General features: G+C 65.4%; 19 protein-coding genes. 6 read left to right on the plus strand and 13 right to left on the minus strand.

The window, feature by feature from the left end:
• Positions 1-294 precede the first annotated feature (294 nt).
• On the plus strand, positions 295-1,386 hold the full coding sequence (locus ACRB8A_RS16690; protein ID WP_432245153.1) for a type I restriction endonuclease: 1,092 nt from the start codon (positions 295-297) through the stop codon (positions 1,384-1,386).
• 431 nt (positions 1,387-1,817) lie between these two features.
• On the opposite strand, the gene ACRB8A_RS16695 is transcribed toward ACRB8A_RS16690, so the two are convergent.
• From ACRB8A_RS16695 to ACRB8A_RS16725, 7 genes are all read right to left on the minus strand, one after another.
• The gene (locus tag ACRB8A_RS16695) at positions 1,818-3,833 is read right to left on the minus strand and encodes an ABC transporter ATP-binding protein (protein ID WP_432245154.1); all 2,016 of its coding nucleotides are present in this window, start codon (positions 3,831-3,833) and stop codon (positions 1,818-1,820) included.
• A 201-nt stretch (positions 3,834-4,034) separates the two neighbouring features.
• Positions 4,035-5,750 carry a thiamine pyrophosphate-dependent enzyme gene (locus ACRB8A_RS16700; RefSeq protein ID WP_432245155.1) on the minus strand — a complete coding sequence of 572 codons (1,716 nt, stop codon included), beginning with the start codon at positions 5,748-5,750 and terminating at the stop codon, positions 4,035-4,037.
• 42 nt (positions 5,751-5,792) lie between these two features.
• Positions 5,793-7,328, minus strand: coding sequence for an amino acid permease (locus ACRB8A_RS16705; protein ID WP_432245156.1), 1,536 nt, complete (start codon positions 7,326-7,328; stop codon positions 5,793-5,795).
• Between the two features lie 73 nt (positions 7,329-7,401).
• The gene (locus ACRB8A_RS16710; protein ID WP_432245157.1) at positions 7,402-8,334 is read right to left on the minus strand and encodes a glutaminase; all 933 of its coding nucleotides are present in this window, start codon (positions 8,332-8,334) and stop codon (positions 7,402-7,404) included.
• Positions 8,331-9,929: a PucR family transcriptional regulator gene (locus ACRB8A_RS16715; RefSeq protein ID WP_285241841.1), complete on the minus strand. Its 1,599-nt coding sequence runs from the start codon at positions 9,927-9,929 to the stop codon at positions 8,331-8,333. The genes ACRB8A_RS16710 and ACRB8A_RS16715 overlap by 4 nt, the downstream gene beginning before the upstream one ends.
• A gap of 210 nt (positions 9,930-10,139) precedes the next feature.
• Positions 10,140-11,888: an ABC transporter ATP-binding protein gene (locus ACRB8A_RS16720; protein ID WP_432245158.1), complete on the minus strand. Its 1,749-nt coding sequence runs from the start codon at positions 11,886-11,888 to the stop codon at positions 10,140-10,142.
• Between the two features lie 262 nt (positions 11,889-12,150).
• A complete protein-coding gene (locus ACRB8A_RS16725) occupies positions 12,151-12,273 on the minus strand; it encodes a hypothetical protein (protein ID WP_432245159.1) in 123 nt (40 codons plus the stop codon).
• A gap of 34 nt (positions 12,274-12,307) precedes the next feature.
• Here ACRB8A_RS16725 and ACRB8A_RS16730 point away from each other — a divergent pair, with 34 nt between their 5' ends.
• Positions 12,308-12,676, plus strand: a complete 369-nt coding sequence (locus ACRB8A_RS16730; RefSeq protein ID WP_432245160.1) for a GntR family transcriptional regulator — start codon at positions 12,308-12,310, stop codon at positions 12,674-12,676.
• Positions 12,673-13,665 (plus strand): hypothetical protein, encoded by a 993-nt coding sequence (locus tag ACRB8A_RS16735; RefSeq protein WP_432245161.1) that lies wholly within the window; start codon positions 12,673-12,675, stop codon positions 13,663-13,665. The genes ACRB8A_RS16730 and ACRB8A_RS16735 overlap by 4 nt, the downstream gene beginning before the upstream one ends.
• A gap of 88 nt (positions 13,666-13,753) precedes the next feature.
• On the opposite strand, the gene ACRB8A_RS16740 is transcribed toward ACRB8A_RS16735, so the two are convergent.
• Positions 13,754-13,948, minus strand: a complete 195-nt coding sequence (locus ACRB8A_RS16740) for a hypothetical protein (RefSeq protein WP_432245162.1) — start codon at positions 13,946-13,948, stop codon at positions 13,754-13,756.
• 80 nt (positions 13,949-14,028) lie between these two features.
• On the minus strand, positions 14,029-14,850 hold the full coding sequence (locus tag ACRB8A_RS16745; protein WP_432246057.1) for a response regulator transcription factor: 822 nt from the start codon (positions 14,848-14,850) through the stop codon (positions 14,029-14,031).
• A 399-nt stretch (positions 14,851-15,249) separates the two neighbouring features.
• Here ACRB8A_RS16745 and ACRB8A_RS16750 point away from each other — a divergent pair, with 399 nt between their 5' ends.
• The gene (locus ACRB8A_RS16750; RefSeq protein WP_432245163.1) at positions 15,250-16,317 is read left to right on the plus strand and encodes a glycoside hydrolase family 16 protein; all 1,068 of its coding nucleotides are present in this window, start codon (positions 15,250-15,252) and stop codon (positions 16,315-16,317) included.
• Positions 16,318-16,397: 80 nt separating this feature from the next.
• On the opposite strand, the gene ACRB8A_RS16755 is transcribed toward ACRB8A_RS16750, so the two are convergent.
• The 3 genes from ACRB8A_RS16755 to ACRB8A_RS16765 all read right to left on the minus strand — a co-directional run bounded on the left by ACRB8A_RS16755 (position 16,398) and on the right by ACRB8A_RS16765 (position 18,691).
• Positions 16,398-16,562 (minus strand): hypothetical protein, encoded by a 165-nt coding sequence (locus tag ACRB8A_RS16755; RefSeq protein ID WP_164468848.1) that lies wholly within the window; start codon positions 16,560-16,562, stop codon positions 16,398-16,400.
• 4 nt (positions 16,563-16,566) lie between these two features.
• Positions 16,567-17,688 (minus strand): glycosyltransferase, encoded by a 1,122-nt coding sequence (locus ACRB8A_RS16760; RefSeq protein ID WP_082178239.1) that lies wholly within the window; start codon positions 17,686-17,688, stop codon positions 16,567-16,569.
• Positions 17,689-17,932: 244 nt separating this feature from the next.
• Positions 17,933-18,691, minus strand: a complete 759-nt coding sequence (locus ACRB8A_RS16765; RefSeq protein WP_432245164.1) for a ZIP family metal transporter — start codon at positions 18,689-18,691, stop codon at positions 17,933-17,935.
• A 199-nt stretch (positions 18,692-18,890) separates the two neighbouring features.
• Here ACRB8A_RS16765 and ACRB8A_RS16770 point away from each other — a divergent pair, with 199 nt between their 5' ends.
• Positions 18,891-19,367 carry a sensor histidine kinase gene (locus tag ACRB8A_RS16770; RefSeq protein WP_050685015.1) on the plus strand — a complete coding sequence of 159 codons (477 nt, stop codon included), beginning with the start codon at positions 18,891-18,893 and terminating at the stop codon, positions 19,365-19,367.
• A gap of 30 nt (positions 19,368-19,397) precedes the next feature.
• On the opposite strand, the gene ACRB8A_RS16775 is transcribed toward ACRB8A_RS16770, so the two are convergent.
• Positions 19,398-20,009, minus strand: coding sequence for an NADPH-dependent FMN reductase (locus tag ACRB8A_RS16775; RefSeq protein WP_050685016.1), 612 nt, complete (start codon positions 20,007-20,009; stop codon positions 19,398-19,400).
• A gap of 378 nt (positions 20,010-20,387) precedes the next feature.
• Here ACRB8A_RS16775 and ACRB8A_RS16780 point away from each other — a divergent pair, with 378 nt between their 5' ends.
• A complete protein-coding gene (locus ACRB8A_RS16780; RefSeq protein WP_432245165.1) occupies positions 20,388-23,114 on the plus strand; it encodes a Tat pathway signal sequence domain protein in 2,727 nt (908 codons plus the stop codon).
• Positions 23,115-23,530 lie beyond the last annotated feature (416 nt).

A 23,530-nucleotide genomic window follows, 5' to 3' on the forward strand; every position in this document is an offset into this window, starting at 1 on the left:
GGGGCGGACACGTTGCGCTGTGTGTCTGAGTGCTACGGCGAAGGTGTTCTGGAGCCAACCCGCGGTACAACCACCCACCAGCGCCCGGGGATTTGGTGGCTGCGAGGAAACTGTTGCTGCTTACAACCGAGGTAAGCAAGAAGTGGCCTGGCAAGTAGGTTGCCGGCTCCGAAACGTGTTCTTGCACCAGGCGTTTAGCGTTGCGCCAGCGCATCACGGTTACGGTGATGGTTCAATTGCTTGAATCGCTGCTGCCCCTTCCGTACGCAGCATGCAGATCTAATAGGGGGACAAATGGAGTTCGCAGAAAAAATCTCAGCGTTGGCAGCAAAGGTGCGCCAGCAACGAGATGGCATCCAAACGGAAGAAGCCACGAAGAACGCATTCGTGATGCCATTCATTCCGACGATTCTCGGCTACGACGTCTTCAACCCATTGGAAGTAGTTCCTGAGTTCATCGCAGATGTCGGACTCAAAAAAGGCGAGAAGATCGATTATGCGATCGTCAAGGACGGCGAAGTCCAGATCCTGATCGAGTGCAAGAAATCGACAGAGCCCGTGAAGATCGAGCATGCTTCACAGCTTTTCCGCTACTTCGCGGTGACCAATGCCAGGATCGCAATTCTCACCAACGGTGAGGTGTACCAGTTCTTCACAGATCTCGACGCACCTAACCGAATGGATGCGAAGCCGTTCCTCGTGCTCGATCTTAACGACATCGACCAGATGCTCATTCCTGAACTGCAGAAGCTGTCAAAAGACGTATTTGATCTCGACTCGATCATCAGCGCTGCGGGAGAGCTGAAGTACATCGGCGAGCTAAAGCGGACCTTGGCAGCACAATTCAAAGAGCCAGAAGACGAGTGGGTCAAGTTCCTCACTGGACGCGTATATACCGGGGCTTACACCCAGAAAGTCCGGGAACAATTCACAGCGTTGGTCACCAAGGCGTCTAAGCAGTTCTTGAATGACCAAGTGAATGAACGATTGAAGAAAGCCCTCGGCAACCCGGGCTTCCCGCAGACCGATGACTCGACCATAGCGGCCGCTGTCACCAGCGCTCCCGTAGCTGAAGCAGACCTAGCGGAAGCTGACGGTCTGGAGACGACCCTGGAAGAGATCGAGGGCTACCAAATTGTGCGGGCAATAGTCTGCAGCGAGGTGAAGCCAGCCCGTGTGGTTCAGAGGGATGCCAAGTCCTACTTTGCAGTTCTGTTGGACGACAACAACCGTAAGCCAATTGCGCGCCTGCACTTCAACCGGACTCAGAAGTACATAGGAATCTTCGACGATAAAAAGGAAGAGACACGAGTTCCCATTAGCTCTCTCGAGGAGATCTACGAGCACACTGAAGCGCTACGCGCGAGCGTCAAGAGTTACCTATGACCGGACAAAATGTCGCCATCACGCCTCGTGATGCAAGCCGATCAAACGAGGAAGTGCGCAGACTGCATAACCTTGGATTCCGGAAGGGGACTAAGGCATGGTTTCGGCGATTTGGCTCCCTCAGGCCTACCAGGATGGGCTGCGCGCCCGGTGAACTTTATTGTCGTCTGTCAGCGTTTGCAGTTGATGGCCTTCAAGCCACTGTCTAGAAGGACCGACGGTACTCCAAAGCACAAGTGGTTGAGCATTCTTAGCACCTGCTCGCGACTCTGAAGCCGCATAAAACGGCCTTTCTGCGATCGAGAACGTAGGTGAGGAAGAGTGTCAGGTAGCGCGCCGACAAGGCCTCCGGCGAGCACCGGCGCCCCAAGGTTTTCCCGCCCGCAAGGGTCGCTGCGAAAGGACGTACTAGTAAGGGGGCCCTGGCGAAATCAAACCTCCGCCACAGGAGCCGCGAACTGCGCCTCATACAGCCGCGCGTACGCCCCACCGGCAGCAAGCAGAGAAGCGTGCGTCCCCTGCTCCACGATCCGGCCGGCCTCCATCACCAGGATGAGGTCGGCGTCGCGGATCGTGGACAGGCGGTGTGCGATGACAAACGACGTTCGGTCCGATCGCAGAGCACTCATGGCCTTCTGCACCAGCACCTCCGTCCGCGTATCAACCGAAGAGGTCGCCTCATCCAGGATCAACACCGACGGCCGGGCCAGGAACGCCCGCGCAATCGTCAACAGCTGCTTCTCCCCCGCGGACACGTTGGCGCCCTCATCGGTCAGCACCGTGTCGTACCCATCAGGCAAAGACCGCACAAACCGGTCAACATACGTCGCCTCGGCCGCCTCCAGAATCTCCTCGGAAGAAGCCCCAGGCCGGCCGTACGCAATGTTGTCCCGGATGGTCCCGCCAAACAGCCACGTATCCTGCAGCACCATCCCCATCCGCGCCCGCAGCTCCCGACGCGGCATCAGCGCGATGTCCACCCCGTCCAGGGTGATCCGGCCGCCGTCGAGCTCGTAAAACCGCATCATCAGGTTCACCAGGGTGGTCTTCCCCGCCCCGGTGGGCCCCACAATCGCCACCGTCTGCCCCGGCTCCGCCACCAACGACAGCGAAGAGATCAACGGCTTGTCCGCCGAGTACGCAAAGGACACCTCCTCGAACTCCAGCCGCCCCCGCACCGATTCGGGCCGCAGCGGCGCGTCCGGGTCCGTCAGCTCCTCCTCCTCATCCAGCAGGGAGAACACCCGCTCAGCGGACGCCACCCCGGACTGCAGCAGGTTGGCCATGGACCCCAGCTGCGCCAGCGGCATGGTGAACTGCCGCGAATACTGGATAAACGCCTGCACATCCCCCAGCTGCATCGCGCCGGACGCCACCTGCAGGCCGCCCACCACGGCAATCCCCACGTACACCAGGTTCCCGATGAAGTTCATGGCCGGCATGATCAGCCCGGAAATGAACTGCGCCCCGAAACTCGCCTGGTACAGCTCGGCGTTCTTGGCCCGGAACCGTTCCTCCACCTCCCGCTGCCGGCCAAACACCTTCACCAGCGCATGCCCGGTGTACGTCTCCTCGATCTGCCCATTCAGCTCGCCGGTGTTTTTCCACTGCGCCACAAACAGCTTCTGCGACCGCTTGGCAATCAGCGCCGTGATCCCCAGCGTCAACGGAATGGTCACCAGCGCAATCAGCGCCAGCGTGGGCGACAGGATCAGCATCATCACCAGCACCCCCACCACCGTCAGCACCGACGTCACCGCTTGCGAAATGGTCTGCTGCAGGCTCTGCGACACGTTGTCCACATCGTTGGTCACCCGGCTCAGCAGCTCACCGCGCTGGATCGAGTCGAAGTACCGCAGCGGCAGCCGATGGATCTTGCCCTCGATCCGCTCCCGCAGCCGGTACACGGTCCGCTGCACCACGCCGTTCAGCACGTATGCCTGCACCCACATAAACGCCGACGCCAGCACATACAGCAGCAGCGCCCACATCAGCACGCTGCCCAGCGCCACAAAATCGATCCCCTGCCCCGGCGTCAGCGCCATGGGCGAGAGCATGTCCGCCTTCTGGTTGTCCCCCGCGGCCCGCAGCTGCGCAATCAGCTGCTCCTTGCCCACCCCGGCGGGCAGGTCGCGGGACACCACCCCGGCAAAAATCAGGTTGGTGCCTTCGCCCAGCAGCCTGGGCCCGATCACCGAGAAGGAAACGCTGACGACGCCGAGCGCCAGGACCAGCAGCAGCCAGGCCCTTTCGGGGCGCAACTCAGCCGCCAACCGCCGGGCGGACGGGCCAAAGTTCAGTGCCTTCTCCGCCGGCACGTTCATGCCGGCAAACGGCCCGCCCCGGCCCGGCCCGCCGGCAGGACGCGGGATGCGTTCGACGGCGGCAGGCCGGGTGTCCGGGGCCGCGGCGGTTCCGCCGCGGGCACCGGTGGGTTCCGGACTCATACCGCCTCCTCCGCTGCCAGCCCGGAGAACACATGCAGGCTTACTGCCTGCCGCTGCGGGCGCGGCCGCAGGTGTCCAAGGAACAGTTTCCAGAGCATGCCGGCTCCAACCTGATTCAAAGCTCACGGGAAGTGATGCGAAGGTCAGTTTACGTCCGGCGGCTGGGAAATTCCGGGCCCGCAGCTAAAGGAAATCCCCGCCTCAATAGGCTTTGACCCGCTGTTCCACAATGAGGTGGATCAGCGCGAAGACACCGTCCTCATCGATGGCCGCCAACGCCGCGTCCAGGGCGGCCGGAACATCACTGTCCTCAGTAACGGTGATCCCAAAACCGCCGAAGGCCCGGGCCATCAGGCCGAAATCCGGATTCTTCAGCTGCGTCCCGGAGACGCGGGCCGGATAGTGCCGCTCCTGGTGGGTGCGGATGGTGCCGTACTCCTGGTTGTCCATCACGATCACCAGCGGTGTGGCCCCGTACTGTGCCGCGGTGGCCAGTTCCTGCCCGTTCATCAGGAACTCGCCGTCCCCGGCAATGGTGACCACCCGGCGTCGTGGGTCAGCCAGCGAGGCCGCGATGGCCGACGGGACCGAATAGCCCATGGAACCGTTGCGGGCGCTGATCATCGAGGCGTAGCGGCGGGTGGGGAAATAGCGGTGGGCCCAGTTGGTATGTTCGCCCGCACCGAAGGTGACCATCGAATCCTCCGGCAGCCTGGGCACCAGGTTCGCCATGAGCGTGTCCATCCTCGCCTGCCCCGTGGCCGGCTCCGCCGGAGGCAGGGCGGCGAACCGCTCCTGCTCGCCACGCATCCGGGCCGTCCAAGCCTTCCAACCGTCCTTCACGGGCAGGTCAATGCCCGCAAGGTCGCGGACAAAAGCGTCGGGCTTGGCCAGGATCTGCCGCGAAACGGGCCCCGAGCGGCCCCTAAGTGAAGGGTCCACCGTGACCAGGAAGTTCTTTTTGTTCCAGTCCTGCCGGCAGAGGAACCCGTCCGTAATCACGTCGCCCGGCACCGTCCCCACAAACACCAGCAGGTCGGTTTCCTCCAGCAGGTTGTACGTAGGCCGGGGGCGCCCGTAGCCGATCGGTCCCACGTAGGACGGGGAATCGAAAGACACCGTTCCCTGCGTCCGCCATTCCGCTGCCGCCGGGATGTGATGCCGTTCCAGCCATCCGGTCAGCTGGTCCGCCGCCTCCTGCGTCCAGTCATTGCCGCCGGTGACAAACAGCGGCTTGCGGGACTCCGCCAGGGCGGCCTGCAGGGCGGTGGCGTCGGTGCTGCTCATCCCGCCGGCCGCCACCGGAATGACGGGGTGGACCGCCGGGTCGACCTGCTGCCGGATGATGTCCTCCGGCAGCCCCACCACCACCGGGCCCGGCCGCCCGCTCATGGCCGCAAACATCGCCTCAGCCACAATCTCGGACGCCCGCTCCGGATGGTCCAGCACCATGACACGTTTGGCGCCGGTATCAAACCAGGCCTTGATGTCGAACTCCTGGAACGCCTCGCGGTCACGGTGCGCAAACGGGATCAGGCCCACGAACAGCAGCATGGGGGTGGAATCCTGCCATGCGGTGTGCAGCCCCACGTGCGCGTTGGCCGCCCCGGGCCCGCGGGTCACCATGGCCACCCCGGGACGCTGCTGCATCTTCCCGTCCGCCTCGGCCATATAGGCCGCGCCGCCTTCGTGCCGGCAGACGATGGTTTCAATCTCCGAGTGGTGCAGGCCGTCCAGCACATCAAGGAAGCTCTCGCCGGGGACCACGTAGGTGCGCTCCACCCCGTGGGCCAGCAGCGAATCAACAATCACGTGCCCGGCGGACTTCAGCGCCGGGCGTGGGCTGACAGGGGGAAGTACGACGGCGGCGGGCCGGGTGGAGGATGCGGTCAGGGTTGCTTCGGTTTCCGTTGTCATGGGCTTTCTTTGCTGTGCGGATCGGTTGGCGGTGGTGCTGGATTACCTGATGGGTGTTCGGTTGGCGATGACGGGTGCGGTGCCGATGTAGCCCTTGCGGGTTTCGGCGATTTCGCGGATGCGTTTGCGGCAGGCGAACCAGCCCGCCACCATGAGTGCTGAGGCGATGCCCGTGACGAGCATGGTCAGGGGGGAATCGATGAAGACCATGATGAGGACGCCGATGAGGAAGAGCAGGGAGAGGTAGCCGGTGTAGGGGGCGCCGAACATCCGGAAGCTGGGGCGTTCGAGCCAGCCTTTGTCGGCCCAGCGTTTGAGTTGGAGCTGGCAGAGGACGATGGTGGCCCAGGTCATGATGATGCCTACGGAGGCGACGTTGAGGACGATTTCGAAGGCGTCGGCCGGGACGAGGTAGTTCAGCGGGACCCCGAGCAGGGACACGGCGGCGGTGATCGCGATGCCGCCGTAGGGGACGCCTGCTTTGTTCATGCGGGAGGCGAACTTGGGGGCGGAGCCGTTCACGGACATGGAGCGCAGGATCCGGCCGGTGGAGTAGAGCCCGGCGTTCAGGGAGGACAGGGCTGCGGTGAGGACCACGAGGTTCATGATGACGTCCACGCCTTCGATGCCGATGGAGCCGAAGAACGTCACGAACGGGCTGACCCCTGCCTGGTAGGAGGTGTAGGGCAGGAGCAGGGCCAGCAGGATGACGGAGCCGACGTAGAACACGGCGATGCGGAAGACCACGGAGTTGATGGCCTTGGGCATGATTTTGTGCGGGTTTTCGGTTTCGCCGGCGGCGGTGCCCACCAGTTCAATGGAGGCGTAGGCGAACAGGACACCCTGCATGAGGATGATCATGGGCAGCAGGCCGTTGGGGAAGATCCCGCCGTTGTCCGTGATCAGGCTCAGGCCCACTTCCTGGCCGTCCACGGGGGTGCCGAAGATGACGAAGTAGGTGCCCACCAGCAGGAACGCGACCAGGGCTGCGACCTTGATCAGGGCGAACCAGAATTCCATCTCGCCAAAGACCTTCACCGAGACCAGGTTCAGGGCCAGGACCACCACCAGGGCGATCAGGGCCCAGGCCCACTGCGGGACCGCACCCATCCAGGGGACGTAGTTGCCGAAGAAGTTCATGTAGATCGCGGCGGCGGTGATGTCCACGATGGTGGTGGTGGCCCAGTTGATCCAGTAGAACCAGCCGGAAACAAACGCGGCCTTTTCGCCGAAGAACTCCCGGGCGTAGGAAACGAAGGAACCGGACGAGGGCCGGTGCAGCACGAGTTCGCCGAGGGCCCGGAGGATCAGGAACGCGAAGAAACCACACACCGCGTAGGCGATCAGCAGCGACGGGCCGGCCTCGGCCAAGCGGCCACCGGCGCCCAGGAACAGGCCGGTACCGATAGCACCGCCAATGGCGATCATCTGGATCTGCCGCGGCTTCAGGTTCTTGTGGTAACCCTTGTCCTCAGCGTGCAGGGACGACTCAGTCGCATGGGCATGGCCACCATCAATCAGGTGGTCGGGTACAGCGCTGCGCTCCTGAACAACCTCGTCTTTGGGGTTGATAGGCATGGGTGATCCTTTCGATGGGGTGATGGTGAAGCGTTGTGGGGGGAAGTAGTTGCGGGGCTGCGCAGCCCGGCGTTTAAAACACGGACCAGCCGGTGCGGTCCGAAAGGTCGGCCAGGGCGGCGGTGCCGGCCAGCGAATTGCCCTTGGCGTCCAGCCGGGGGCTCCAGACGCAGATGGCACATTCGCCCGGCACAATCACCAGGATCCCGCCGCCCACGCCGCTTTTTCCGGGCAGGCCAACCCGGTAGGCGAACTCCCCGGCGGCGTCATACATGCCGCAAGTGAGCATGATGGAGCCGATGCGTTTCGCTTCGCTGGGAGACACCACGGGTCCGTGTGCCCCATGGCCGTCGCGGGCCAGGAAAAGCCCCGCTTTGGCGAGTTCCACGCAGCTCATCATGATGGAGCATTGCCGGACATAGTTCTCCACCACTGATTCCGCCGGCCGCGCCAGGTTGCCAAAATCCTTGAGGAAGTGCGCCAGGGCCAGGTTGCGGCTGCTGCTGGAAAGCTCGCTGGCCGCAGCGTCCTCGTCAATGAACGGCCTCTCGCTGCCCGCCTCTGCGGTGAGGAACCGCAACAGCCGGGTGGCGGCGTCGGGCGTTTCCTTCATCAGGTGGTCCGTCACCACCAGGGCGCCGGCGTTGATAAAGGGGTTCCGCGGGATGCCATGCTCCACTTCCAGCTGGACCAGGGAGTTGAACGGGGTACCGGACGGCTCGCGCAGCACCCGGGACCACAAGGTTCCAGCGCCGTCCCCCCGGAGGGCCATGGCCAGGGTGAACACCTTGGAGATGCTTTGGATGGAGAACGGAACGCAGGCATCGCCGGAACTGAACAGCTCACCGGACGTGGTGGCAACCGCGATCCCGAACCTGTTGAACGGTACCGCCGCCAGGTGCGGGATGCTGGCCGGGACTGAACCGCTCTCCCGTTGCGGCGTGTGGCTGCGGACAATGTCGTCCAGTAACGGGCCCAACGGAGGTGCCTCGAGTGCGGTGGTCATTTCCTGCCTAAAAGTTCTTTGTGTGTGCCGGCCCATTCCTGGATGTGGAGCAGGGCCACCAACGCATCCCGGGGGTTGCCAAAATCCAGGCCGGTCAGGCGGGATGCCTTGCTGATCCGGTAATAGACGGTGTTTTTGTGGAGCTTCATCCTGGCGGCGCACGCTGCCACATCAAGGGCTGCCTCAAAATATGCGTGCAGGGTTTCGGCAAGTTCCCCGCCTTCGCGCAGCAACGCGGAAAGGCTGCGGTGACGGAACGTTGAAGACGTGAAATTGTGGACTGCTTCGCGGAAGAGGATTTCGGCTTCAAAGTCGTCCACGCTGGCAACGTGCGCGTCCCGGGACGTGCCGACGCAGCCAAGCAGGGCCCCGGTGATACGGGTGGTTGAGTGAAGCGACAGCAGGTCCGGGACCACCGGACCCACGGCGGCGAACGGCCGGAGGCCAAGGTGCTTGCCAGCGTCCCGGACGATCGATTCAGCCAGGCTGCGCAGCCCAAGTTCCGCGGCGGCGGACTGCAGGCCAGGGACAATCACCGCGGTGTCGCCCTTGAACTGGCCCACGATCGCGGAGGCTTTGTACGCGGCGGCATGAATGGATGCCAGGTTGGCCAGCTCGCCGTGCTTCAGCGCCGCGTCGTCGGCCTGCGCCTCGGCATCAGAGATCCCCAACAGGATCAAGGCCGCCGGACGGTCAGCGGGGATCTTCTCGCTGTGGGCGCTGGCCGCGGCTTCCGCCGGGCCGGACAGGATCCGGGCCACCCGGTCTTCGCGCATGTGCACGGACTGCTGGTTGCGGTAGCGGATCAGCTCGGCCGAGGCCCTGGCGGCGGATCCGTTGAGGACATAGTCAACGTCCGCGCCGAACCCCGCCCCGGTTTCCTGGAGCCAGATGTACCCCATGATCCGGTCCCCGGCGAACAGCGTGATGGCCACGCGTTCCCGCAGCCCGTCCTGCGGCCGGGCCGGCACCCGCACCGGCAGCCGGGTCCGGTGCAGTTCCCGGTACGCGCCCAGGTCCTTGAGCAGCAGTTCATATTTCCGCGGACCGCGCCGGGTAAGGATGGAAGCCTTGCGCAGCTCATCGATGTCGTTGGAAACAGTGGAGTAGGCCAGCACCTTGTTGGCGGCGTCTTCGATGAGCACGTGGCTGGAGGTGAGCCGGGCCGTGGTCTGGGCGATTGCAAACAGATCCTCTTCCAGCAGGGTCAGCACTTCGCTCTGGTAGCTGCGGGGCTGGATCCGGTCCTTGGCGATGGACAGCAGGCGGTCCCAGTCAGCCGACGGATCCACCAGGAGCAGGCCGGTGCCCGCATCGCGGAGCAGCTCTTCGGCTTCGATCAGCTCGTCCCGGTTGCCCTTAACGGCAATCACCGGCGGAGGATTCTTCACCAGCCGCCGCAGCGCGGGCAGGGCCGACCGGCCGCGGACACCGATCAGCAGCACAAAGGCCGCGCCGCCGTCGGACGTCTCATCATCGGCGTCCACGATCAGGAACCGTTCAATGGCGGAGCCGGCCGGGACAGGCCTGAGGACCAGGGTGGCGAAACCCACGGGGAGATCCGAGAGGATGTCGTCCACCGTCACCGCTGCCATGGGTTTCCTTCTGCGTCGAACTGGCCGGACGGCTCTGTCCGGACACCTCATGCTACCGAGGCGGGCGCCCCCAAAATATGGGCGGGAGCCCAAAGGCGGTGGCAGCTTTTCGGTCTACGGACCAAGTTCGCAGGGTTCCCTGGGCGTCGGGTGCCTCGCACCGGGCCACAGCCAGCCAGGATCCGCCAGTGCCGGACATCGGCGCCGGGCTCAGACCGCCTCCTCCGCCGAGAGCTGGGAGGAAACAATCTCCCGGTACGTCTCCGAGTTCGCCAGCAGCTCACTGTGCGTTCCGCGCCCCACGATCGTGCCGTCGTCGAGCACTAGAATCTGGTCCGCGTCCACAATGCTGGAGACCCGCTGGGCGATGACCACCAGCGTGGCGCCGGCGGTGTTCCGGTGCAGCGCCTGCCGCAGCCGGGCGTCCGTGCCGGTGTCCAGCGAGGAAAACGAGTCATCAAAAATGAACAGCTCGGGCCGTTTCACCAGCGCCCGCGCAATGGCCAGCCGCTGCCGCTGCCCGCCGGAAACGTTGGTGCCGCCCTGGCTGATGGGCGCATCCAGCCCGCCCTCCATCCGTTCCACAAAGTCCCGCGCCTGCGCCGTTTCCAGCGCTGCCCAGCACTCCTCCTCGCTGGCGTCCGGCTTGCCGTACTGCAGGTTGCTGCGCACCGTGCCGCTGAACAGGTAGGGCCGCTGCGGCACCAGGCCGATGTGCCCCCACAACTGGTCCGGATGCAGTTCACGCACATCCACGCCGTCCATCCGCACGGACCCGGACGTGGCGTCAAAGAGCCGGGGCATCAGGTTCACCAGCGTGGTCTTCCCGGCCCCGGTGCTGCCGATGATCGCCGTGGTCTGCCCCGCCCGCGCGGTGAAGCTGATCCCGGACAGGACCGGCTGCTCGGCACCCGGGTAGGAGAAGCCGACGTCGGCCATTTCCAGTTCCGCGCCCCGCACACCATCCTGCCGTTCCCGGCGGTCCATGGGCCGGGCAGGCGGCCGGACGCTGGACGTGGTGCCCAGCACCTCGCCGATCCGGTCCGCGGACACCGCCGCCCGCGGAATCATCACGGCCATAAACGTGGCCATCATAACGGACATCAGGATCTGCATCAGGTAGCTCAGGAAGGCGATGAGGGTGCCCACCTGCATGGACCCGTCCTGGATCCGGAAGGACCCGAACCAGATCACCGCCACACTCGAGACGTTCAGCACCAGCATCACCACCGGGAATGCGAGCGCCATCAGCCGGCCGGCCCGCAACGCCGTGTCCGTCACGTCCTCGTTGGCGCGGGCAAACCGGGCCGTCTCGATGTCCTCCCGGACAAAGGAACGCACCACCCGGATGCCTGTGAGCTGCTCGCGGAGCACCCGGTTCACGGTGTCGATCCGCTTCTGCATCTGCCGGAACAGCGGCACCATCCGCACGGTGATCAGGCCGACGGCGATCAGCAGCACCGGGACACTGACGGCAATCAGCCAGGACAGCTGCACGTCCTGCCGGACCGCCATGACCACCCCGCCGATACTCAGCATTGGCGCCGTCACCAGCATGGTGGCGCTCATCAGCACCAGCTGCTGGACCTGCTGGACGTCGTTGGTGGACCGGGTGATCAGGCTGGCAGCCCCGAATCTGGTGACTTCCTGCTCGGAGAATTCACCTACCCTGGTGAAGATGGCGCCGCGGAGGTCACGGCCCACACCCATGGCCGCTTTGGCCGCGAAGTACACGGCGACGATGGAGCAGGCGATCTGCGCCAGCGTGATCACCAGCATCACCGCGCCCAGTCCCAGGATGAACCCGGTATCGCCCTTCGCCACACCCTCATCGATGATGTCCGCGTTCAGGGTGGGCAGGTACAGCGACGCAATGGACTGCGCCAGCTGGAAAACGACGACGGCGGCCAGCAGCCTGCGGTGCGGCCGCAGGTATTCAACAAGCAGTTTCCACAGCATCCAACGGTCCTCAAAAGACTCAGGCTCGCAATGAACCGAAGGTCAGTTTACGACCGCAGGCCGGGTGTTGAGGCGGGGTGCGGCAGGAAAATTCGGCCAGGTTCTCCTGCTTCGTCCTGGCTGATGGACGTATCCACCGGGTGTCCTGGCGCTCCTGGTGGCCATCTTCCGGTTCGGGCCCTACGCCTTCTAATACTCCAGACGTGCCCCCGGACCTGGCCCCTGCGGTCCCGGCCCCGGGACGCGAAAGGCGGTCAGGGAATCAGCTTCGATCCAGGTGGGGTTCGCTCAGGTGGTGCCGGCCGGCCAGTTCCCGCCACTGGTCCTCCTGCGCGGCCATTGACTGTTCGAGGGGCCGGGTGACGAGTCGATCACTGGCGGGCATTGTTATAGTTGCAATATAATAATAGAATGAGCGTATGCTGATCCGTTTGACGCCAGATTACGCGTCGCCCCTCCATGAGCAGATTGCCGGCGCGATCCGTCAAGGAATCCTGGAGGGCTCACTCGTCGATGGGGAACGGCTGCCGGCAGCAAAGGCGCTCGGTGAATCGCTCGGCGTAAGCCTGCATACCGTTCTGCACGCCTACCAGGACCTGCGCGGGCAGGGCTTGATCGAGCTGCGCCGCGGACGGGGTGCTGTTGTGACCGCACCCGAAACGGCATCCCGCGAACACGCCACACGGATTCTCGACGAAGCAGCCCGACAACTCGCAGGCCTGGGTCTCTCGACCGAGACGACTCTTGCGCTGTTCCGCCAACGACTCGACAGGGGAAAAGCTTCATGACGACGGATACAACACACCGCTCGGTGACCGAACCAGATCCACGGTTTTGGCTCGGCGCGTTCCTACCCACAGCGGCAGTGCTCCTCGGCGCCCTCGCCCTTACCTTCAGTTGGAGCGGTCGGCTGCCGGCGCCCGTCGCCCAAAAATGGGACTGGTCCACTCAGGACGTCATTACCGTCGCACCACTCTGGCAAGGAGTACTCTCCCTCGCTGTTCCGTCCGCGGGGGTGCTGATCTTCCTGGTGTTCTTGAAGTGGACAGGCAAACTCACCGGATGGGGGCGGCGCATCTCCATCGCCGCCCTCGCAGGAATCGCCGTCTTCACTGCCGCGTCGCTTCCGGTCATGCTCAATGGCCAGGTCGGGCTCACGGACCCACAGCTTGCCCCCGACCCACGCACCATCATGGGCGTCACCGCGGCGCTCAGCCTCGCCTACGGAATCCTCACAGCCCTCATCGCCGGCGGACGCCCGCTCGCGACCCCGGCCGCGGGCACCACACCCACTCCGGCCCTCGAGTTGGAACCCAACGAGCTCGCCGTGTGGACCACCACGACCACCGCCTGGGTGTGTCTGCTCGGCGGTGGCTTACCGGGGCTAACCCTGATCATCCTTGGCAGCACCACACCGGTCTGGGGCCTGGCCATCCCTGGCGGGATATTACTGGCGCTGGGGATTACCACCGGCCGATGGACCATCACCGTCGACCACAAGGGCCTGACCTGCACCACACTCCTCGGCTTAGGCCGCTTCGCAGTCCCGGCCAGCCCGGGAGCGGCCGCCGAGGTAGTCAACGTGCACGGATTGTCCGAGTTCCTCGGCTGGGGCATCCGCGTAGGAGGTTCCAGCTCCATCGGCCTGATCTTCCGCAACGGGGAAGCTCTCCGCGTCCACGGACCCAACGGCTACAGCCTCACCGTCACCACCTATGACGCCACAACAGCAGCAGCCCTCTTCAACGCCCAAACAGCCCGTCGCCACACCACTTAAACGGTTCTCTCGACGCAACCGGGAGCCCCCGGCCGGGGGCTACACCGCCCCTCCCGGCCTGGCTTCCGTCAACAGCCGGCTGACGCCGTCAGGATTTCTCTGTGGCTTCCGGGTCCTCTTCGGGCTCAAAGCTGTTGGGTTCCGTGTCCGCACCGATGCCTACGCCGTCGCTCCCGCCGGGGATCCCGCCGTCGTCCGCGTCCTTTTTGCCTGCGGAACGGTCCTTGTCCTTGTCCTTGTCCGGGTCCTGCGGCGGCAGCGATTCGGGTGAGTTGATGGACATGGCATCTCCTTTAATAGCCCGGGCTTTCACGCTAACAGCCCGGTGCGGCAAAAGAACCTGCTCCGCCGGGGAAATTCTGCCTACTGCGTCATTCGGTAGCCCACGCCGCGGACCGTCTCCAGCCACCGCGGCTGCCGCGAATCGTCACCCAGCCGCTGCCGCAGGGAGGCCACCTGCGCACCGAGGGACCGCTCCTCACCGGCGCTGACAAACGAGCGCGAATCGGCGCGTTCCTGCCGCAACTGCCGCACCAGCTGCGCCTTCGTGAGGACATTCCTGCCGTTTTCCATCAGGATCACCAGCAGGTCGAACTGGTTGGCGGACAGCTCCACCGGCTGTCCGTCCAACGCCGCCTGCCGCCCGGCAGGGTCCACGGTCAGTCCGCGGTGGGCAAGGTCCGCCGGGCCGTCCGGTGCGGGGGCATGCAGGGACGGAAAAGGTACGACGGCGGCAGGCACCCCAGGCGCGGCAGGCAGCGATGGACCCGGCGCGGCCCCCTCGCCTGCAGCTTCCGCCGGAACGGCACCGATGCTCCGGGGCCTGCGCAGCAAGGCCGCGATCCTGGCGCGCAGCTCCCTCGGGCTGAAGGGTTTCACCAGGTAGTCGTCAGCGCCGGTTTCGAAGCCCATCAGGGCGTCGGCCTCGTCCGCCTGCCCGGAGATGATGATGAGGTAGGCGTCGCTGAAGGAACGGATCCGGCGCACGGCCTCAAGCCCGTCAAAGTCGGGCAGCCCCACGTCCATGGTGACCACGTCAGGGTGGAACTCGCGGACGGCCGCCACAGCTTCCTGGCCGGTACCCACGGCATGGACGGTGAACCCGGCCTGCTGGAGCACTTTTTCCAGCAGCCCCCTGGTTTCCTCGTCGTCCTCCACCACTAACGCCATGCCGCGTTGGGCCATGCTTTTCACGTCCTTTTGCCTTGGGTCCGGCCGCGGTGGTCCGGTGGGCCTGCGGTCCGGAAGCCGGCCCTGGGCGTCCCGTGACGTGCGGACGGCGGAAATTTCAGCACTTATGTGCCGCGCATTTCCCTCAGCTGTTCGGAGCGCCTCGACAAAAAGATGGCTGCAATTCCCTTCATAACATGCAAATTTACCGCTATAAATCCGGGTGCGGAAACCATAACGGGCGGAAAGCGTACCAGCTGGAAATTGCGCTGAAATTGCGTTTATCCTGAGCGGAATACTGAAGCTTCTTGAAGGACTTCCCCTATTGCAAACTCCCATTGTTGTGCCCCATGATCTAGCTACGCCAGAAAGCGGCGTACTTGCTCGCTGGGAGCAACTGACAAAGGGGCCTGCATGTCTCGTTCTTCTTCTCCGGTCTCATCACGGCTCCGCCGGACCCGGACGGCTGCCATGATCTTCACCGCGGCCCTGGCCATGCTGGCCACCATCCCTCCCGCCAATGCTGCAGACACAACCCCCATGGACCCGAATCCGGGTCCGGCCGGGAGTTTCAGCTGGAAGGGTTTTAACTGGGAAAAGCGCTTCTGGGGCGGCTCACCCCAATTCAACGGGCAATTTGCCGCTGCGAATGTTGTTAACCCGGATGCCAACGGCTACATCTCCATGAAATTGACCAACCCCACCGGCACCGCACCCGTGGCCTCGGAATTCCAGTCAACCCGCAAGGGATTCGGCTACGGGACCTACAGCACCACCGTGGAGAAGGACCTCAGCATCCTGCAGAAGGAAGTGGTGTGGGGCTGCCTCTTCACGTACGACCCGGATGCGGAGCCCGGCTACAACGAGATCGACCTGTGCGAGGCTTCGGCGTGGGGCGGCGGCGCAAGCTACGGCGAATCATGGCCGGTGACCCAGGGCCACGGCTACTGGTTTGATGCCACCAAACCGCCGGGACAGGGCAACAACACTGTCACGTTCGGCGTCACCTCAAGTTCCATCACCACCCACAGGATGGTGTGGGAACCCGGCAGGATCACCTTTGAGACCTTCGCGGGCACCGGCTACACCGGTGCCCTGTTGAAGCGGACGGTCCTGGAAGGATCCACGGTGCCGGTCCCGGCCCAGGAACAGGTGCACTTCAACCTGTGGGTCACCGGCGGCGGGGGCGGCAATCCGGCCGCTGTTAAGGCGGAGACCGTCAGGATCCGCGATTTTTCATTTGTGGCAGCCCCGGCGCCGGCCATCAGCCTCCGGGCGGCCACCAGCACGTACACCGGCGGCTACACCACCAACAGCATGAAGTGGACGGGAGCCCAGGGGGACACTGTCACGCTTTGGATGAACAACATCCAGAAGGTGGTGCCCAACACCGGAAGCTTCCCCCACAGGTACAAGGGAACCGCCGACTACGCCTATAAGGTTTGCGACGCCAACGGCTGCTCCAGCGTGGTCAACCCGTAGCCCGGCGGGCTGCGGGACTTACCCTGCCGGACAGGGCGAATCCGGTTTCCGGATGCGTGCCCTGCCCGGCAGGAGCTTCGTTAGGACTTCCTGGTGCGGACCGGGACGATCCGCTGGATGGCCAGTCCCAGGGCCAGGAGGGCGAAGGCCGCCAGCGCGAACCAGAAGATGTCCCCTGCGCCGGTCATGGCCAGGGTTCCGGAACCGGCGCCTGCGGCAGCGGGAAGTGCGGGGTTGTTGTACATGGTGTTACCAGGCTTTCTTTTTGTTGAATGCTGCGTCGGCATAGGCCTTCGCATGGACCGCCTGCAGGAACAGGTCAATCACGATTTCGTACATGGTGGCGGCGGCAAGCATGTAGCGCCAGCCGCGGAGCCGGACGGTGATCACGCGCTCGAGGATGAACACGCCGGTCACGGCCAGCCAGAAGGGCTGGATGTTCATTCCCGCGCCGCTGATCAGCGCAAACGCGATGGTGCTGAAGTAGGCGATGGTGACAACCACACCCACCATGGCCAGGATCTGGCGGCCCCAGTAGGGCTTGGTGACCCAGGTCCAGCCGTACTGCACGCAGTTCTCCACGGCGCCGCGCTTCCAGCGGAGCCGCTGGGCCCACAGTTCCCGCCACGTGGGCATCACTTCGGTGACCAGGGTGCAGTCTGCCGGCGAAAGGATCCGGTACTTGAGTGTCAGCAGGGCGAAGGAGAGTTCGTTGTCCTCGGTGAGCACCGACGTGTCGTAGACGCCGCCGCTGCCGTTTCCGGGAGGCAGGGCGCCGGAAAGCCGGCCCGCCACCACGTCGCGCAGGGTCCGGACCCGGAACAGTGCCGCGGTGCCGGTCACCACCAGGCATTTGCCGTTCAGCCGGCGGACGTCGCGGGCGTAGCGGGCGTATTCGTTGCGCTGCAGGTGGCCCACAAATCCGCCGCCGTGGCCGCCCTTGAAAACGCCGCCGACGGCGCCAAGCCGGGTATCGGAGAGCAGGTGGCCTACGGCGAGCTCAATGAAGTCGTGGGACAGCTGGGAGTCGGCGTCCTGGACCAGGATCATGTCTTCCGGTTTGCCGGTGGGCAGGAGCCCGGACAGGACGTAGTTGAGGGCGCCGGCCTTCTTGTCGGTGTTGCCCACGGTCCGGACCACCTCTGCGCCCGCGGCCACGGCGATGGCTTCGGTGGCGTCGGTGCAGTTGTCGGCCACAACGATGATGCGGTCCGGGACCAGCGTCTGGTTCTGCAGGGAGGTCAGGGTCTCAAGGATCCCGGCTTCTTCATTGTGCGCGGGAACCAGCACGGTGATCCGTGCCGGACCCCCTTGCGTGGTGGGTCCGGGGCGGAGTTCTTCGCCCTGCGGCCCCGTCTGTGTGTCTTCCATGATTCCCGTCGATCCTCCGCAGCAACATTTCCTTGCTGAGAGTGTTCCAACGGAAACGCAAGCATTTGGCACCGATCAGGCAGGAAAACCGCAAGCTTGGGTCAAGATCATGACGGGCCTAAAGGCGGCGGCGGCGTACACTTCTGAACCCCGCCGTCCCCGGGGTTTACGGGATTCAGCGGCGCGGCACTTGGCTGCAGCGCCGCCGTCATACGGTCCGTGGAAGCGTGCCGGCCGCCCGGGTTTACGAGCCGCCCAGGTGGTGGACCGTGAAGGCGGTGAGGAAGCCCAAGGAAGCCGTCAGGCCGGTGAGGTTGTGGTGCTCCTCGAACGCCTCGGGGATCATGGTGTCGGCCAGCATGGCCAGGATGCCGCCGGCGGCAACCGAGGTAATGAAGGCCACCAGCTCACCGGAAGCGTTCTCCAGCGCCACGTATCCCAGCAGCGACGCCAGCCCGGACAGCAGCGCGATGCCGCCCCACAGGCCAAAAACGTAGCCGGCGCTGCGGCCGGATTTTTTCATGCCGGCGGTCCCTGACAGCCCCTCGGGGACGTTGGAGATGAAAACGGCAGCCATCATGGCCGGGCTGACGGCGCCGCCCGCCAGCATGCCCACACCCAGGACCACGGACTCGGGCACGCCGTCCAGCAATGCGCCCACCGCGATGGCGGACCCGCTGCCGGGGCTGTCCTGCTCGGACGGCTGCTGGCCGCCGGAACGCTTGCGGTGTTTGGCGCCGGCCCGGGCCAGCAGCATGTTGGCGCCGACGTACACCACCGCGCCCGCCATGAACCCTGCCACCGTGGGCCACAGCCCGCCGCCGGCCACCGCTTCATCGACCAGTTCGAAGGCCAGGGCGGAGATCAGCACGCCCGCGCCGAACGCCATCACGGTGGAGACCACCTTGGGCGGCAGCTTCCAGCGCCAGGACACGGCCGCTCCCAGCACCAGCGCCGCCCCCGCGGCAGTACCCCACGCAAACGCCTGCAGCCACACCTGCATACGATCCCACTCTCCGGTTCCCGCAGGAACCACTCCGGCGGGGCTGTTCCCGTGGCGGGACGCCCCAAGGGCCACAGTAGTTCAGCGCACCCGCCGGGCAGAATTGATGGGATCTTGACCCAAACCTTGCAGGGCCCTGACATTGCGGGTTCACGCTGGTGCCATCAGACCAACCAGCTTATGGGGAGCAGGAAACGGCATGGCACAGAGGGCAGCTCTTGACGACGGCGTCATCGCAGTGGATGGCGTCCTCACGGACCAGCATCCGCTGGACTTCCACGCATTGGGGCTGGCCGGATGCATCGACCGCCTCACCGGGCCCCTGCGCCGGCGCGGCACCACCATCAACTGGGACACTCCGCACTGGGGCATCGAGATCCCGCCGGACTGCGCCACCCTTCTGTACCAGTCCGCCCGCGAAGCCCTCAGCAACGCGTTCAAGTACTCGGATGCGTCCCGGCTCACGGTGCAGCTTTCGGCGGTGCACCACGGTATCCGCCTGGTGGTGGCCGACGACGGCACAGGCTTTGACAGCCACAGCGCCACTTGCGGGCGGCACCACGGCTATGGGTTGCGTCTGATGGCAGTGGCAGTGCATGAGGCAGGCGGTTCCCTGGACATCAACTCAACCCCGGGCGCCGGCACCAGCGTGACCGTGACCCTGCCACTCGACTAGGTCACGGCCTGGCCGGCGCCGCGTGGTTCGTCAGCGGGAGAGTTTGCCCTCGTCAGGCTCTGCATCGCCGATATGGCCGGGCGCGTTGGCCGCCAGGACCCGTTCAACAAAAGCCCCGTATTCCTCCATGTAGTGGCTCAGGAACTTGCGGGTGGCCTCGTCCTTGACCTCGCCGTCGTCGCCGAAGGCACCGGCGTCGTACTTAACGTAGGCCTCCGGGGCGTTGAGCTGCGGTGCGTCCAGGAAGCTGAGCACGCTGCGCATCGAGGACTGCATCACCGCGGTGCCGATGCTGCCCGGTGAAGTGCCGATGATGCCCGTGGGCTTCCGGGCAAATGAGTTGGTGCCCCACGGCCGGGAACCCCAGTCGATGGCGTTCTTCAGGGCGCCGGGGATGGACCTGTTGTATTCGGGTGAGACGAACAGGATTCCGTCAGAGGCTTCGATGGCCTCCTTCAGCGCACGGCCGGCGGGTGGAAAGTCCGCGTCGTAGTCGTAGCTGTACAGCGGCAGGTCCTTGATGGGGATTTCCGTGAACTCCAGGTCGTCCGGGGCCACCGAGATCAGGGCCTTGGCCAGGATCCTGTTGATGGAGCCCGCTGCCAGGCTCCCCACGAAATAGCCGATCTTGTACGGTGCCATGCGCGTTCCTTCCGTGGCCGGCTCAGGCCGGCCGTGCTTGGATCCTGCCAACAAGGTCCGCCGCAATTCTTCCGGCGGCGTGCTGCCGCGGTGCTGGTTTCCGGAGTGCTGACTGCCGGACCCTGCCGGTAGCGGGCACCGATTATGGGAGACCGGCCGGATGAGCTGCGACGGTGCTGCTCACTGCATCATCAGCCAAGCACAGTTGCCCGGCCGCGGCCAGAGCGGAAAGCGATCCAGCCGGAAAGAAGACACCTGACTGCGGCGGGCCCTTGCCTTGGCCGTCACGGCGGACTAAATTGAAACGAATCAGAAAGCGCTTTCCCGGACGATAGTGCGGCGTCTGCAGCGCACCACCTCCCTACGGATTTGGATCCCATGACGGTCAATACCCCCATCAGATGGCTCGACGGCGAAGCGCCGGCTGAGATCAGCGGCGGCACCACGTGGGGCATGCCCTTTGCCCGCGGTTCCGTGGCAGGCCCGGAACTCCTCAACGTGACGGACGATCTCGGCGCACCGGTGTCCAGCCAGGCCTGGACCCTCGCCACGTGGCCTGACGGATCCCTGAAATGGGCGGGCTTGGCCCTGCCGGCGAGCAGTACACCGGCGGCGGGGTACCGCGTCGGCGCGGGTGGAAGCGCGGCAGGCGCGGGTGGAAGCGCCGCAGGCACCGGCGAAGGTGGGCCAGGCACCGGCGAAGGTGGGCCAGGAGTCGACACGAGCGGCCGTGATGCCGCTGCCGCCGCCCCTGCTCCCGGACCCGTCCTGCACATCACCGAAGCACCTGACGCCATCACCGTGGATACCGGAAAGCTCCGGATGGTCCTTCCGCGCAGCGGCACCACACTGTTCAGCAGCCTCACCCGTGACGGCCGCACCGTGGCACGGGACGCCCGCCTGGTCAGCCTGCTGCAGGACGAAATCCCCGAGGGCGCCGGAACGGCCAGCCGGGAAGCCTTCAGCGGGGAGGTCACCGCCGTCGTGCTGGAACAGGACGGCCCGGTCCGGGCGGTGGTCCGCGTTGACGGCCGGCACCGTCCGGATGCCTCGGACAGCGGACGCAGCCACTGGCTGCCGTTTGTGGTGCGGTTCTACTTTTCAGCCAACGCCCGCAGCGTGCGGGTGGTGCACTCCTTTATCTGGGACGGCGATGCGGACCGGGACTTCCTGGCCGGGCTGGGGATCCGGTTCACGGTGCCGCTGGAGGCGGAGCTGCACAACCGCCACATCAGGATCGCCGGAGCTGACGGCGGTTTCCTGGCCGAGGCCGTCCGCGGCCTGACGGGCCTTCGCCGGGATCCCGGCGAAGAAACCAGGGCTGCGCAGCTTGCCGGCCGGCCCACCCCGCCCGCGGAGAGCTGGAACCCGGAGGTTTCCGGACGCCTGCACCTGATCCCGGCCTGGAACGACTACACCCTGACCCAGCTCAGCGCTGACGGTTTCGAACTCCGGAAACGCACGGCCACCGGGCATGCCTGGGTGGGCATCTCCGGGGGAACCCGGTCCGCAGGGTTCTGCTCGCTGACGGACACCCGGGGCGGGCTGGGCGTGGGCATCAAGGATTTCTGGCAGTCCCACCCGGGCCAGCTGGACATCCGGGGCGCGGCAACGGGGGAAGCCTCGCTGACCGCCTGGCTCTACTCCCCCGAAGCCCAGCCCATGGACCTGCGGTTTTACCACGACGGGTTGGGGCAGGACACATTCGCCGAACAGCTCGAGGGCCTTGAAATCACCTACGAGGACTACGAGCCCGGCTTCGGCAACCCCACCGGCATTGCCCGCACCCATGAGTTAACTCTCTTCGCCTACGGTGCCACCCCGGAAACCGAAAGCCTCGCCGCGGACGCCGCGATGGCTGCCGCACCGGCACTGCTGCAGGCCGGCCCGGACTACCTGCACTCGGCGGGGGTGTTCGGCGACTGGGATCCCGTGGACCGCAGCACCGCAGCGCGCGCCAGGCTTGAGGACAGCTTGGACTTCCTGTTCGACTTTTACCAGGGCCAGGTGGAGCAGCGCCGCTGGTACGGCTTCTGGAACTACGGCGATGTGATGCACACCTACGACTTCGACCGGCACGTATGGCGGTACGACGTGGGCGGCTACGCGTGGGACAACTCCGAGCTCTCCCCGGACCTGTGGCTCTGGTATTCGTACCTGCGCTCGGGCCGGGCGGACATCTTCCGGTTCGCCGAAGCCATGACCCGGCACACCGGCGAGGTGGACGTCTACCACCTGGGTCCGTGGCGCGGCCTGGGGTCCCGGCACAACGTCCAGCACTGGGGCTGCAGCGCCAAGCAGCTGCGCATCAGCACCCCTGCCTACCGCCGGTTCTACTACTACCTCACGGCCGACGAACGCACCGGCGATTTGCTCACGGAGCTGGTGGACAGCGACACGAACTTCCTGGGGCTTGATCCCGTCCGCAAGGTCCGGCCCGACGCCGACACGTACCGCCCGGACCGCGCAGCGCTGGGCGTGGGCCTTGGCACGGACTGGGGCTCGCTGGCCGCCACCTGGCTCACCGACTGGGAGCGCACCGGCAACCCGCGGTCCCGCGAGCGGATGCTGGGCACCATGGCGGACATCGGCAAACTCAAGCACGGCTTCCTCACCGGCGAAGCGCTGTACAACCTGGACGCCGGCCGGTTCGACACCAGCCGGGACCTGATCCAGGTGTCCCACCTCAGCGCGGTCTTCGGCCTGGTGGAAATCTGCAGCGAACTGGTGGACCTGGTGCAGGACCCGGACTTCGAACGGGCCTGGCTGCAGTACTGCCGGCTCTTCCTCGCCACGCCTGCGGAGCAGGAGGAAGCCGTTGGCCTGCCGCTGCCCGGGATCTACCTCACCCAGGCGCACAGCCGGCTGACTGCCTGGGCCGCCGCCCGGCTGGACGATCCGGACCTGGCCGCCCGCGCATGGGAAAGCTTCGCCGAGGGCGGCGAGCACCTCAACCACGAATCGGCGTTTACGCTGCGGAGCATTGAACCCCCGTACGTCCTGCTGCCGGTGGACGAGGCGCCAACGGTGTCCACCAACGACACCGCCCAGTTCGGCCTCGCCGTCATCCAGAACCTGGCACTGATAGGCAAGCACCTGCGCTGAACCACAAAGACGGACGACGCCGGCACTCGGCCGGGCCGGCAACGGAACCCGGGTGCCGCCGTCGTCCGCCCTGCAGAACCGCCGTGCCGAACCGCCGTGCCGAACCGCGGCCACCGGTACGCCCAAAGGGGCCCTTCGGGCGTTGGCGGAAGCGTCCCGAAGCCCATGATCATGGGCTCTGGTCCGGCCTATCCAGCGGCGGTATGGTGTGCCTGGCGGAGGGATGGGCATATCTGAACGCCGCCACGGCGCGCCTGTCATTTCGGGGATTGCATGCGTCGAAACGGGTCCCGTACAACTCTCCATTGTCACGGGTTCCGTGCCGGAGCAAACTTGAATGGACGGCACTATCCCGTGCCGCCCGCGGGGCCACCCGGCTGCGGGGCCTCACAGTTTCCTGTAGCGGCCTGGTGGAT

The sequence above is a fragment of the Arthrobacter sp. G.S.26 genome, assembly GCF_050847375.1.
Lineage (GTDB): Bacteria > Actinomycetota > Actinomycetes > Actinomycetales > Micrococcaceae > Arthrobacter.